This is a genomic window from Paenibacillus vortex V453 (assembly GCF_000193415.1).
GTDB classification, from domain to species: domain Bacteria; phylum Bacillota; class Bacilli; order Paenibacillales; family Paenibacillaceae; genus Paenibacillus_AQ; species Paenibacillus_AQ glucanolyticus.
On the sequence record NZ_ADHJ01000049.1, the window covers coordinates 112,561 to 125,557 of the forward strand.

Consider the following 12,997-nt stretch of genomic DNA (forward strand, 5'->3'; position numbering starts at 1 on the left):
CAGCCATAAGAAGAATGCATCAACATACTATGACCAAGAAGACATCCCTCGGCTGAAGGAAATGTTTTTCATGGAATTATCGCATTTATTCAGCTTCGCAGAGAACTTATAATTTCTATATTCGTAAATAAGCGCTCGCCCATACACATAGCTCCTTTGCTACATACAATACCGTGTACTACAAATCAACGAACCGAAAGGGGAATGAACATGAGTGGAGTAGTAGAAGAAGCAAGATGTGGCGGATACGGCGGTGGATACGGAGTCGGAGCAATTCTGGTTCTCTTTATCCTGCTCGTTATCATCACTCGCTCTTTCTGGGTGTAATGACATCTAGATAACAGCGTACAGAAATCGCAAGTCTTCACGCGAGAAAGCACTGCGATTTCTGCAGCAATAACTTATACTATATCCTCACCCATAGAAGGCCGAGACGTCAACGTCTCGGCCTCTTCTATGTCTATTCGTCTCTATTCGTCATCTTCGTCCTCGCGGCGATTTTTTTCGTGCAGCTGCGCTTCGGAACAGGAATACCAACACGATGCCTGCAGCTGCCGTACCGAGGATCCGGCCTGGAGCGCTGAAGATACTCGGAATGAGCGGAAGCCACAGGAGCACAGCCCAGAACATTTGCACCTGGAAGATCAGCTTCCCTTCATTGTCGCGGCGCGTTCCCTCCGGAAGCGGGTATACATGCAGCCAGAACGATTCAGGATGAAGTTTTCGCAGTGCGGACAGCTGGAGTCCGATAATCATAAGGCTAATCAGATACACCAGCACAGATGACAGACTATCGCGGGTTATCCATACAAGAAAAGCCGCAAGCAATCCGACCCGAATCAATATGCCCAGAATATCGCTGCGTGAGAGGCTCTTGATAAGAAGAAAGCGATATGCGCTCTCCTTCTTCCAAGCAAGCCCCTTCCCCCACCCGGACAGCCATTTTCGCGCATGCACGCGCTGTCCACGCTGAGGCACATTCACAAACCAGCTCAGGACCATCATCACCCGGCTTGCCTGCCTCTGCTCCACCGCAATTAATCGCTCCCAGGCTACCAGATGCCTCGCAGGTACGGACAAGGCGGCAGCATAGGTTAGAGCGAGCAGCCCCATAAATATGAACGCCCGGCCTGCTGGATGCCATAGCCAGGCAGCTGCGGCTAGCGCGGGAACGATCCAGCGAAGCACCCGATAGGCGGCAGCAGCATTCCTAGAAACCATAAGCTGCTCTTTCCAGCTTCCATAACTGGACAGCAATTTAAAGGCAATCAGGACCGCAAATGTAGCCAAAAGCGGTTTGGGCGAAATATCGCTGCGTATGTACAATGGCCACAGGATTAGCATGACTAAGCCTAAGCCGATGATTTTATAAATGACTCCGCTGAACCAGCCCTTCCGGAAGTATTCCTTCATCCGAGATTCCTGTGGAATGAGGAACACCGTATCCGCAGTACGAAGATACGTGCGGATGCTGCTGTTTATCATGATGGGCACAAATATGACCAGCATGATCCAGCGTATCGGAAGATCTGGCGGAACTTGCTGCAGAAGGGCGGTATACCAGGCTGCGAATGCGATAAGCAGGAAGAGAAATACCACTGCCACGCCGCTCTGTATGACATAACCCAGATAGGGAAGAATCTCGCCCCAGAACTGTCCGCGTCGTTTGACATACAGCTCACGCAGATTCATTCGTTGTTACCATCCTGAATCAACACGTTAAACAGCTCTTCCAAGGACATTCCCGGTCTTCCGGTTTGATTCTGGATTTCTTTCAGCGTCCCCTGAGCAATAATGCTGCCGCGGTGCAGCACGATGAACCGGTCGCAATAATTCTCGATCGTAGAGAGAATGTGCGAGCTGAGCAATACGGAAGCGCCGGATGCCTTCAACTCCAGCATAAAATCAAGCAGGGAGCGTATCCCCAGCGGATCAAGCCCCAGAAAGGGCTCGTCAATGATATACAAGGACGGTCTGGCCACGAACGCGCACATAATCATCACTTTTTGACGCATGCCTTTGGATAAATGGGTGGACAAGCTGTCCATTTTCTCTTCCATGCGGAACATCTTCGACAGCTGCTCCGATCGCGCCTCATAATCTTCGCGAGATACGCCGTAAGAACGCGCGGTAAATTCCAAATGCTCGCGCACGGTCATTTCCTCATACAGAAGCGGGGATTCGGGAACAAACGACCAATGCGCTGTGATAGGCCTCTGAATGCTCCGCCCGGCGTTTGCCCTGAACCTCTATATTTCCCTTTTGGGGACTCATCAGTCCCAGAATATGCTTCATCGTGGTACTCTTGCCCGCACCGTTCAGACCAATCAACCCTACCATCTCGCCTGGTTCAACCTGAAAGGTTACATCATGCAGAACCGGGCGGTTGATGCTATACCCACCACTTAATCCTTGAACAGACAATACCGGCTGTTCACTCATTATCAATCACCTCTTATTCTAAAGAGTCCGGTCCCTACTGGCTTACTTCTTCCTCGGTTGAAAACCGTCCGGACCCCGTAAACAACAAATTCGAATAGGATACACACTTTAAGCTGATGGAAAATGCGAACCGTTAGCCCCGTGGAGGCTTATTCTTCAGCCATTTCGGAGCACCCTTGTTCTTGCGGTCGCGCTCCCGCTCGCTTTGCCGTTCACCGGATGCCTTTCCGCTTCCCGCTTTTCCTTGCACACTTATGGAAGCCGGCTTGCCCGCTGGCTTATCTTTACGGGCGGTTTCCCCTGCTGGCCCACGGGCGCCGCTTCTCCGGTCCGGAGGCGCTGAACGCGGTGTTCTTACCTTGCCGCCATAGAGTGCGCGCTCTTCAATCGAAATGCCAAGCTCACGATTGAACTTGCGCATAATGAACGTCTGACGGTCCGTGACAAGCGTAATCGCCATGCCGCTTCGCCCCATACGCCCTGTACGACCGGCACGGTGGGTATAATGCTCCGCATCAATGGGCGGATCGTAGTTGATCACCATCCCGAGCCCTTCAATATCAAGCCCCCTGGCCGCAACGTCACTAGCTACAAGAAGTTTGGTCCGCCCTTCTCTAAACGCATTCAGAACGCGGCTTCTTGTCATCTTGTCCGCATCTCCGTATATAGCAGCTGCATTTAATCCCAGATAGTTCAGCTTCGCCTCGACTTCTGCCAAATCCTCGGTGGCATTCACGAAAACAATAGCCCGATCGGGGTTGTAATGCCGCACCACTCTGCGCAGCATGTCCAACTTGTCACGCTCTTCCGTCACAAAATAATAATGCTCCAGCGCAGACGGTGTCCGCTGCTCCGGATCGATCCCGATCTCAACTGGCTGGTCCATCTCCTTCTTGACAAGCTCCGCTGTCTCCGGACTCACCGTGGCGGATAAGAATACCAATTGGCGGTCGCGAAGCGCACTGCGCAGAATGCGATCAACATCGCCGGCACCGCCGAGATTGAACACCTGATCCACCTCGTCAACCACAATAGTGGTCACTTGGTGCATCTTGAGTTTCCTGATTTCGATCAGCTCACGTACTCGCCCCGGTGTCCCGACAATCAGCTGCGGATGCGACTTCAACTTCTCGATTTGGCGCTTGGCCGCGGCCCCGCCGATTAATCCGAGCACACCGATTCCTCGGGTCTCCCCGTAACGCTCACTCTCTCTGACAATCTGAACAGCAAGTTCCTGTGTCGGAGCAAGGATCAGTTTCTGTGCTCCCTTGATCTCCGGATCGATGCTCTGAAGCACGGGCAGCAGATATGCCAGTGTCTTTCCTGTGCCTGTCTGGGAAGTCGCAAGCACATCCTTGCCTTCCAGTATGGGCGGGATAGCTTCAGCCTGAACGGGAGAAGGCGTAACGATGCCGAACTCCGCAAGTCTGGAGGACAAATCCTCTGTTATTCCTAATGTATGAAATGTAGTCGAAGTCATATGTTAGTCCATCCTTTTTTTAGATATCAGAAGTCTATATATTCCAAAGCGCGTCTGCCTGATATCGCTAGAAAAACTTCCGTTAATTGCCGTTTTGTTGCTTTACAAGTGGTGCAGCAGGCGTATTTCTTCACAAGCCTTGTTCGCTCTTTATCATTATATGCCAAAACAGGAGTCCTCACCAAATAGAACATGAGGAATACGTGCGAATATCCCATTATTTATGGATAACCCAAGATTTGTCTTATTCTTATAGACAGCTAAGGCAGTAAGGAGAGAAATGATTTAGCTGCAGCGGACAGCGGAATTCCGCGAAGCGTCGCAATGCCGATGCTCCGCTCAGGAATCGGTGGATGAAGGGGAACCTCCACTAACTGACCCGTTCGAAATTCTTCAGAAGCATAGTCACGAATAATAAAGGCAAGTCCGAAGCCGCTCCGTGCAAACTGCACAAGCAGCTCAATGCTGCCAAGCTCAAACTCGGGCTTCAATGTCACACCTTGCTGCGCCGCATACTGGTCGATATATCTTCTCGTGCTCCCTCCTCCCTCCAGCATGAGCAGTGGGAAGTCCTGAATATCGGGAAGGGGTAAAGGGTTCTGGATGTTAGCCCGCTCCGCAAACGGCTTGCCGGCAACCAAACAATCCTGGATCGGTGAGCTGGCCCGAAAGTCGATTTGTTTGTCGGAGGCCGGTAAATGAACGATGCCGAAATCAATCTTCCCTTCTTTTAGAAGGACTAAGGTTTCCGGTGTTGTGCGATTGGTAATGCGGATGCGGATATCCGGATAAGCAGCATGGAAATGTTCCAAATGCGGCAGCAAGTAATACTTGCACAAGGTATCACTGGCACCGATATTGATTTCGCCGCTGTGCAAATTATGCATGTCCCCAATTGCCTTCTCGCCGATTTCAATGAAACTGAATGCCTGCTCGATGTAGCGGAACAACACAGCCCCCTCCGATGTAAGCTTCACTCCCTTGGTCGTTCGAAAGAATAACGGTCCTCCGAGCGTTCCTTCCAAATGCTTAATCGTATGGCTGACAGCCGGCTGGGTGATATGCAGATGCTCCGCTGCCTTGGATAAACTGCCGAGCCGGGATGTCCAGTAAAAGACGCGGTACCACTCCATATTGATTTCCATAATGATAACCTCGATTTTGTCAAATGATAACGTGAACCGGATCCATGACAGCCGGACCGGAATTCATCCGGCATCGAAGTATCCTTCACCACAGAATCGTATAACATAACTTAAACTAATGTCTACCATTATTAATATCAATTTTATTTATATTGTAACAACCAATTATAATGAGCCAGTAAAAGAAAAAGATCGCAGGAGGCGAACAGTTTGACAGTCACAGCCATTGTAGGTGCTAATTGGGGAGACGAAGGCAAGGGTAAAATGACGGATGTTCTTGCGGCACAATCGTCGTATGTCGTTCGATTTCAAGGGGGCAGCAATGCCGGCCACACCATTATTAACGATTACGGGAAGTTTTCACTGCACATGCTGCCATCCGGTGTGTTCTATCCGAATATAACGAATATTATCGGTCCAGGGACGGCTCTGGATATGGATGTATTACTGAAGGAGCTGCAAGAGTTGGAAGCTAGGAATGTTCCAAAGCCCAATCTGTTTATATCCGAACGTGCCCAAGTCGTGCTGCCCATTCATCGGCTGCTGGATGAGCTGGAGGAAGAACGACTCGGTGCCCGGGGATTCGGTTCTACCAAACGAGGAATTGCTCCATTCTATGCGGATAAATATGCTAAGCTCGGGATACAGGTCGCTGATCTGTTCCATCCCCATCGACTTCGTGTGCGACTCCAGCAGCTGCTGGATATCAAGAATGTACAGCTTCAGCACCTTTACGGCAGAGATCCGCTAAGCGTGGATGAAATGGTCGATCAGCTTCTCGAGCCTTTCCAATACTTAACTTCTTATATAAAAGACACCACCACGATGCTGCAGCAGGCTTATATCAAAGGCGATCCCATCCTGGTTGAAGGCCAATTAGGAGCACTGCGCGACCCGGATCACGGGATATATCCGTTCTCTACCTCCTCATCTACTCTGGCAGGTTATGCACCAGTAGGTGCCGGGCTCCCGCCGTACGCCATCAGCAATGTCATCGCTGTGGTGAAGGCTTATTCAAGCTGTGTCGGAGCGGGTCCTTTCGTGACCGAACTCCACGGAGATGAAGCCGACGAGCTCCGGCGCCGCGGTGGAGATGCCGGGGAATACGGCGCAACGACCGGCCGGCCCAGACGAATGGGGTGGTTTGATACGGTAGCCACACGCTATGGGTGTATGGTACAGGGCGCTACGGAGGCCGTACTGACCAATCTGGACGTTCTGGGATACCTGGATGACATTCCAGTATGCGTTGGTTACGAATTAGAGGACGGAAGCATTCTGGATCATTTTCCGGTCACGGCCGATCTGCAATCCGCGAGACCCGTCCTGAGGACGCTCAAAGGCTGGAAGTGTGACCTGTCGGACATCCGATCTTTTGAAGAGCTCCCTGAAGCCGCGCAGCAATATGTGCAGTTTGTTGAATCGTCGATTGGAGTTCCTATCAAGACGATATCCGTCGGTCCAAGACGGGATCAAATTATGATGAGATCATAGACGAGTGGCGTGCATTCACTTGAGCGGCGAAGCTTTTCAGAATCCGCCGGACTCCACCGGGATTACTCAACATCGGCAAATGCCCGGTGTCCAGGCTCTCTACCCCATCCGGGGACAGATTGGCTATCATGGTATCCTGTGTGGATCCTCCAAACTCCTTATCTCGGGTAAGCTTCACATAAAGCTTGGGTATATCGGGAACAGCCACTTGAATCCGATCCGTATAGACTCGGCGTGACTCTGGAACAAACGCTGCTGCTATGCGGGAGGCATGCTCCACCGGCAGGTCACTGCATAGCCCTTTACGGATTGCGAATTCCGGCGGCTTCGTCCCGGCCATTCTTAGAACCCATGGCATGATCACTCTCTGGGGAAACGGAAGAATCGAAACAAACGACCTGCCGCGCCTAGGAATGGCGGCACCGATTGCCACGAATCCTACAGCACGATCGGATAATTGAGCAGCCATCTCCAGAGCAAACACTCCACCCAGAGAATGAGCCACGATTACAAACTTGTGCGTCTTCCACCCTCTCACCTGTTCCGTCATATGATTTACGTAATCCTCAAGCTTTAGATGATGTCCCGGTGCTGCTGACCCGCTTCGCATAGGGTAATCGACCTCCAAATACGGATGGCCCAGCTCATCTACAACCGAATTCCAAACCCCTCCGTTCAACCCTGCACCATGCACAAACACAAATCCAAGCTCTTGAGACATTTCTTGTTTCATCCTTTATGACTCCCTTCCAATGACTTGTCATGTTCCCGGTTTATCATGAAATCCATCTTCTGGTGATATCGTATCAACTAAATAAGACAGATATTGTCTTATTTAAGGAATAAGATAAAATAAATAAAAAATGATGAGACGAGGCGTGCCATGCAGAAATCCCAGCGTCTGATTCAATTAATGATGATGATCAACGACAAAAAAAAACGTTTACCGTTAAAGAGTTGGCCGACGAATTTGGCCTCTCTGTCAGAACCTTGTCCAGAGATCTGGATGAGCTGAGCGTTCTCGGCGTGCCGATCTATTCCGTGCAAGGGCGGGGCGGCGGTTACCGATTGCTGCAGGAGCGGATGCTGCCGCCGATCAGTTTCACGGAAAGCGAAGCGATCGCGATCTTTTTTGCCTGCCAATCCCTGAACGACTTCAGTTCGTTACCGTTCGGTGACGGGGCAGCCGCGGCAATCCACAAGTTCTATCATTACTTGCCCGCAGACATCAAGGAACAGATCGATCGCCTTAAAGACCGCGTCATGATTCACAATTCGTTCCGGCCGATGTCAGCCAACATTCTCCAGACGCTTATGCAAGCTGTAATGGTTCGGCAAGTCGTTACCGTCCACTACCGCTCATCAACCGGAAGCAGCCAGCGGGATATACAACCGATCGGCCTGTATGCAAGCTCGGGCTACTGGTATTGTCCGGCATACTGCTTCACACAAGATGACATCAGGCAATTCAGAGTTGATCGGATGACGGCTGCCAGCCTGAATAAGTCCATCGCCATCCGCGAGGACATCGCCGTCAAGACGCTGAAGAACAAACCGGTAACCAGTGGTTGGGAAATGAAAGAGTTCAAGGTACAATTAACTTCCAAAGGGGTTTGGCAGCTCGAAACGGATACACGGCTCGGTCCCTTTATCCACAAGAACAAGGACGGCAGTGGATCGGTTGAAATTGAAATTCCGGCAGCAGACATTGCGTTCTACTCGAACTATGTTTGGCGGCTGGGAGAGGAAGCAACCATCATCTCACCGACTGAAGCGGTCCAATGGACGTTAGAGAGAATAGAGGCCATGAAGCGAAGATATACATAAAAGACATCGGACAATAGAGATAGCAGACTTTTTAGAATGGCGATAAAGGGGATGGTCTCGTAATGAATTCAGAATTGGAGCATTTAATCCAGCGCATAACGACAGAATTGCAGGGTCTGCCTGGCATTACAGGTGTAGTCCTTGGAGGATCAAGGGCCAAAGGCACCGCCGCAGCGGACTCCGACATCGATATTGGCATTTATTATGATGAATCACAGGGATTCAAGGTGGAGGATGTAGCCAGGGCAGCCAGGAAATTAGACGACGAGCATCGTGATAACATCATCACTTCCCTGGGAGAATGGGGAGCCTGGGTTAACGGGGGCGGCTGGTTAAGGTCAGAAGGCTACCATGTGGATTTCTTATTGCGCGATGTTCACCGCGTGTCACGCATAATTGAGGAATGTTCTGCTGGCATGGTATCAGCCCATTACCAGACCGGACATCCACACGCTTATCTGAATGTTATGTATATGGGGGAAGTTGCAATCTGCCAGATACTGTCTGACCCCGATGATCGGATCAAGACATGGAAAGCCAAAACGATTCCATATCCACCAGCATTAAAGGATGCGATGATCGGCTCTTTTACCTTCGAGGCATCCTTCTCCTTGATGCTTGCGGAAAAAGCAGTATTAATCGATGATATCACTTATGTAACCGGTCACTGCTTCCGCAGTATTTCGTGCCTGAATCAGGTGATCTTCGCCAAAAACGGGCTATACTGTATCAACGAGAAGCGTGCAGTATCCATGATCGAGACCTTTCTCCTCAAGCCTGCGAACTACAAGGATCGATTGGACCAAGTGATTACACTGCTCTCATCCGATATAGAAAAAACAAAACTGGCCTTGTCGCTGCTTCAGGACATCATCTTCGAAACAGAAGCATTGTGAATCAGCAGGCACGCTACTTCTTGTTCATCCATTTATACGACACACGGTCCGCAAACCGTGGGAATAGCTGATACAGCCTTATACCGAATGAAGCAAGCCTTGGAAGATTGAGTTCTTCCTTGCGCTTTCTAACCAGCTTCACAACCTGATCCGCAACATAGTCTGCCTTCATCATAAACCAGCTCACATTCTTGACATACCCGCCTGTTGGATCCGCCAACGAGAAGAACGGGGTATCGATGGGCCCCGGATTGACGGTAGATACCGTAATTCCGGTATGACGCAGCTCCTGTCGCAAGGCATTGCTAAATCCCAGCACAGCATGTTTGGTAGCCGTATAGGAAGTCGATTTGGCCGTTCCGATCTTCCCAGCCATGGACGCGATATTGACGATTTGGCCGTCTCCCCGCTCCAGCATGCCTGGGAGCACGGCTTGGGTGCACCGCACAATGCCCATATAATTCACGTCCATCATGTCCTGGAACTCTTCCACCGGCATGTCCATAATGGCTTCAAACTTGCCATAACCGGCATTGTTGACCAGCACATCGATTCTGCCATGCTGACGTTGAATCCCCTTCATGACGGACTCAACCTGCTCGGAATTCCGGACATCCATTATGGATAATTCATGAGATCCGGATATCCGTTCGCCGACTTCCTGCAGTCGGTCTGCTGAACGTGCGCACAGCACTACATGGGCGCCCTCCGCAGAAAGTTTCTCCGCGATCAAGGCCCCGATTCCGCTCGATGCTCCTGTAACGACAACAACTTTGTTTTTCTAGCATGATTTCATTTATCCCTTTCTTCACCGGCAGCAGCTCCCCGTTCACCGATTTAGATGAAGGCCGTTACGTGCACGGTTTGGGTTTACTACTCTTATTTTATGAAATCATGACTTGAATATCCAGCTCTCCGATTCCTTCCATGAAGAGCGGAATGCAAAGCGCCTTTTTCTGAATAAGATTTGACGTACTATCCGACTTCATCACTCTTGGCGGCGTAATATCTACACTCACACCCTGATTCGATAAAATGGTGCTGGCATTGCCGCTGATCATATTACCGAGCTCTGAAATCGCACTCCGGCCCATCTCGTCCATCTCGGTAATGACATAACCGCCCATCATCACGGATACCATCTGCAGCGCTACATGCTCCTGAATTCCAAATACAATATCACCATTCATCTGACCTGTCATGCCGATTTGGATCCAGATATGATTCTCGATATACGCGATCTCTTTGACCCCAAGATTCCCCGTGGAAGGTGAAACCTGTATGACTTGTTCGATTACGTGTCGTGCGGACTCTAAAAAAGGATTGATGACTTCAGCTTTCATTCCTCATTACGCCCCTTTCACTGGGTTGTTGGTCAGGGTCCCAAAGTCCCACCTATTTATTTAAACATTATAATGGATACCTTGTAATAAATCATCACAAAATAGCGACAGCCCCCATGACAACAACTGTCTTGCTATGTCAGATATCGCCTGAAACGCTTTAATACGAAGATAATCCTTTCGCTTAAACGGGCCTTTGGTCTCACCTTTTTTCTATGTCTACTTTACTATTATCGGATGGTTGCCCCATCTTTTAATAATAATTATGCGGAAATTAAAATGTTTTTAAGCTTTTTTAGTCGATAACCGGCAGGTTTGCTCTCTTCATTGCTCCACCGGGGAGAATAACCTATAATTTAAATAATACAGGTTGCACGCGATCGTAGGAGCGGAAGAACATATCAAGTAAGGAGGAAGGCTATGAACATCAGCCAATTGGAAACGCTAATTACCATCTCCAAAACGATGAGCTTTCGCAAAGCGGGAGAGCTTCTTAATCTGACACAGCCAGCGGTATCCGCTCAGATCAAAAGCCTGGAGGAAGAATTCAAGACGGTACTGGTCGACCGGAGCCAGCCAGTGACGTTAACCGACCGGGGGCAGGTCTTTGTGGATCACGCCGAACAAATCCTCAGCATTGTGGATGAGCTGAAACAGCGGTTATCCGACCTTGACCAAACTCCCCAGGGACATATCCAGTTAGGTACAACTACTTCCATTGCGATTCAAATCCTGCCACGGGTGCTTTCCTACTTTCAGGATCAATTCCCTCATATCAAAACTACCATTCAATCCATGGCTTCCTCACAGATCTATCACAGCGTGGAGAATGGTCTCATCGACATCGGGATCGGCTATCTGATCGAGCGCAATCCCAACTTAAGCACATCCATTCTGTATTACGATACCTTTGAGCTGGTTGTATCTCCACAGCATCCGCTGGCTAAACTGTCTACTGCAAGTATGGACGTACTGGGTGGAACGCCGCTCATTCTGCTTACGCGTGACACCGTCGGCCGACGTTTCGCCGATGACGTGATGAAAAAGCACGGCATCAATCCGCAGGTTGTCATGGAATTGTCCAGCAGCGAGGAAATTAAACGGATGGTCGAGATCAATCTGGGCGCAGCGATCATCTCGAAGCAGTCGGTCTCTACCGAGCTCCGCAACGGCACCCTGCAGATCGTTCCACTCAGCGAGCTTGAAGTCAGCCATCCTGTCGGCGTAATCTATAAGAGCGGGCGATACGTCAGCTCAGCGATGCGTCAATTCCTCAGCGATCTGAAAGGCATGCCGGAAACGCAATTCATCAGCAGTGAATAACGCAAATACAATCCCTAGAGGATCTTAACAACCATTCTATCAACATGAAGGAGGTCCATATGAAATTTGATCTGCACACCCATCACTTCCGCTGCGGTCACGCAGAAGGCAGCATTCGGGATTATATCGACGCTGCGATCGCCGCGGATTTTAAGGTGATTGGGATCTCTGACCATACTCCGTATTTTGGAAGCCCCGAAGATCAACCCTTCCCGGCCATCTCCATGAGGAAAACGGATTTTGAAGGTTATGTCCAAGAGGTTTTGGAATTAAAGCGGGAATACGAAGGGAAAATCAAGGTGCTGCTGGGCATTGAATCCGATTATTTTCCTGACCATGCCCCGGTTTATCAGCAAGCGTTAGCTGCTCACCCTTTTGACTACATCATCGGTTCTATTCATCACGTCAGAGATGTAAGCATCTTTAACAAGAAGCGCTGGAACAACCTGACCCCGGAGCAGCAGATTGCCGATAAAGAGGAATACTTCAATCTGATCCGTCAATCCGCGCGCAGCGGGATGTTCCAGATTATCGCCCACATGGATGCCATGAAAGGCAATTACCCGCCTTTTTCCGATATCATGACCGATGCTGCTATCGATGAAACCTTACGCGTTATCGCAGAATGCGGCTTGGCTATCGAGGTCAACACTTCGGGTAAAACCAAGTTATCCGGCGGCTGGTACCCTTCCCATGCCATACTGGAAGTTGCCCACCACCATGGTGTCGATATTACGTTCGGTTCTGACGCACACAAACCTTCCCGTGTCGGGGATGAGTTCGATGAAGTTGCCAAAGTGCTCAAAGAAATCGGATATAAGGAATGGGTATACTTCGAACAAAAACAGAAGGTGACTGTACCTCTCTAATGGGGTACCCCTTCTGTTTTTTCGTATATACCTATGAAGTTAAGCAAAATAGGCAAAAAAAGTGGACCCGTTTCCGGGTCCAAAACATAATATATATTCTCAAAAGGGGGTCATGTGATAAGTTTAACCTGCGGCTGTTAGAGTTTGATAACAGGTATATTTCATTTGTGTAACAAAT

General features: G+C 49.8%; 11 protein-coding genes and 2 pseudogenes. 6 read left to right on the plus strand and 7 right to left on the minus strand.

From position 1 onward, the window contains the following. The first annotated feature begins 210 nt into the window (after nt 1-210). Nucleotides 211-327: a sporulation protein YjcZ gene (locus tag PVOR_RS29930; RefSeq protein ID WP_081742878.1), complete on the plus strand. Its 117-nt coding sequence runs from the start codon at nt 211-213 to the stop codon at nt 325-327. Between the two features lie 150 nt (nt 328-477). Here PVOR_RS29930 and PVOR_RS26090 read toward each other — a convergent pair whose 3' ends face one another. The 4 genes and pseudogenes from PVOR_RS26090 to PVOR_RS26105 form a co-directional block, all read right to left on the minus strand. Next, nucleotides 478-1,692: an ABC transporter permease gene (locus PVOR_RS26090; protein ID WP_006212566.1), complete on the minus strand. Its 1,215-nt coding sequence runs from the start codon at nt 1,690-1,692 to the stop codon at nt 478-480. Beyond that, nucleotides 1,689-2,442, minus strand: a pseudogene (locus PVOR_RS26095) (ABC transporter ATP-binding protein). The gene PVOR_RS26090 and the pseudogene PVOR_RS26095 overlap by 4 nt, the downstream one beginning before the upstream one ends. Nucleotides 2,443-2,575: 133 nt before the next feature. Beyond that, nucleotides 2,576-3,922, minus strand: coding sequence for a DEAD/DEAH box helicase (locus tag PVOR_RS26100; protein ID WP_006212569.1), 1,347 nt, complete (start codon nt 3,920-3,922; stop codon nt 2,576-2,578). Between the two features lie 260 nt (nt 3,923-4,182). Then, nucleotides 4,183-5,067 carry a LysR family transcriptional regulator gene (locus tag PVOR_RS26105; RefSeq protein ID WP_006212570.1) on the minus strand — a complete coding sequence of 295 codons (885 nt, stop codon included), beginning with the start codon at nt 5,065-5,067 and terminating at the stop codon, nt 4,183-4,185. Nucleotides 5,068-5,277: 210 nt separating this feature from the next. Here PVOR_RS26105 and PVOR_RS26110 point away from each other — a divergent pair, with 210 nt between their 5' ends. Next, nucleotides 5,278-6,561 (plus strand): adenylosuccinate synthase, encoded by a 1,284-nt coding sequence (locus PVOR_RS26110; protein WP_006212571.1) that lies wholly within the window; start codon nt 5,278-5,280, stop codon nt 6,559-6,561. On the opposite strand, the gene PVOR_RS26115 is transcribed toward PVOR_RS26110, so the two are convergent. Beyond that, nucleotides 6,545-7,294, minus strand: a complete 750-nt coding sequence (locus PVOR_RS26115; protein WP_006212572.1) for an alpha/beta fold hydrolase — start codon at nt 7,292-7,294, stop codon at nt 6,545-6,547. The genes PVOR_RS26110 and PVOR_RS26115 overlap by 17 nt on opposite strands. A 257-nt stretch (nt 7,295-7,551) precedes the next feature. Between PVOR_RS26115 and PVOR_RS26120 the strand changes: the two genes are divergently transcribed. Further along, on the plus strand, nt 7,552-8,388 hold the full coding sequence (locus PVOR_RS26120; RefSeq protein ID WP_234973108.1) for a helix-turn-helix transcriptional regulator: 837 nt from the start codon (nt 7,552-7,554) through the stop codon (nt 8,386-8,388). Nucleotides 8,389-8,450: 62 nt separating this feature from the next. After that, nucleotides 8,451-9,284 (plus strand): nucleotidyltransferase domain-containing protein, encoded by an 834-nt coding sequence (locus PVOR_RS26125; protein ID WP_006212574.1) that lies wholly within the window; start codon nt 8,451-8,453, stop codon nt 9,282-9,284. A 13-nt stretch (nt 9,285-9,297) separates the two neighbouring features. Here PVOR_RS26125 and PVOR_RS26130 read toward each other — a convergent pair. Then, nucleotides 9,298-10,065: pseudogene (locus PVOR_RS26130) on the minus strand (SDR family NAD(P)-dependent oxidoreductase); the annotation flags it as partial. A 103-nt stretch (nt 10,066-10,168) separates the two neighbouring features. Continuing rightward, a complete protein-coding gene (locus PVOR_RS26135; protein ID WP_006212576.1) occupies nt 10,169-10,627 on the minus strand; it encodes a chemotaxis protein CheX in 459 nt (152 codons plus the stop codon). 420 nt (nt 10,628-11,047) lie between these two features. Between PVOR_RS26135 and PVOR_RS26140 the strand changes: the two genes are divergently transcribed. Together PVOR_RS26140 and PVOR_RS26145 are read left to right on the plus strand one after the other, a co-directional pair. Continuing rightward, on the plus strand, nt 11,048-11,950 hold the full coding sequence (locus tag PVOR_RS26140) for a LysR family transcriptional regulator (protein WP_006212577.1): 903 nt from the start codon (nt 11,048-11,050) through the stop codon (nt 11,948-11,950). Nucleotides 11,951-12,009: 59 nt separating this feature from the next. Further along, the gene (locus tag PVOR_RS26145; RefSeq protein ID WP_006212578.1) at nt 12,010-12,819 is read left to right on the plus strand and encodes a histidinol-phosphatase; all 810 of its coding nucleotides are present in this window, start codon (nt 12,010-12,012) and stop codon (nt 12,817-12,819) included. Nucleotides 12,820-12,997: the final 178 nt, after the last annotated feature.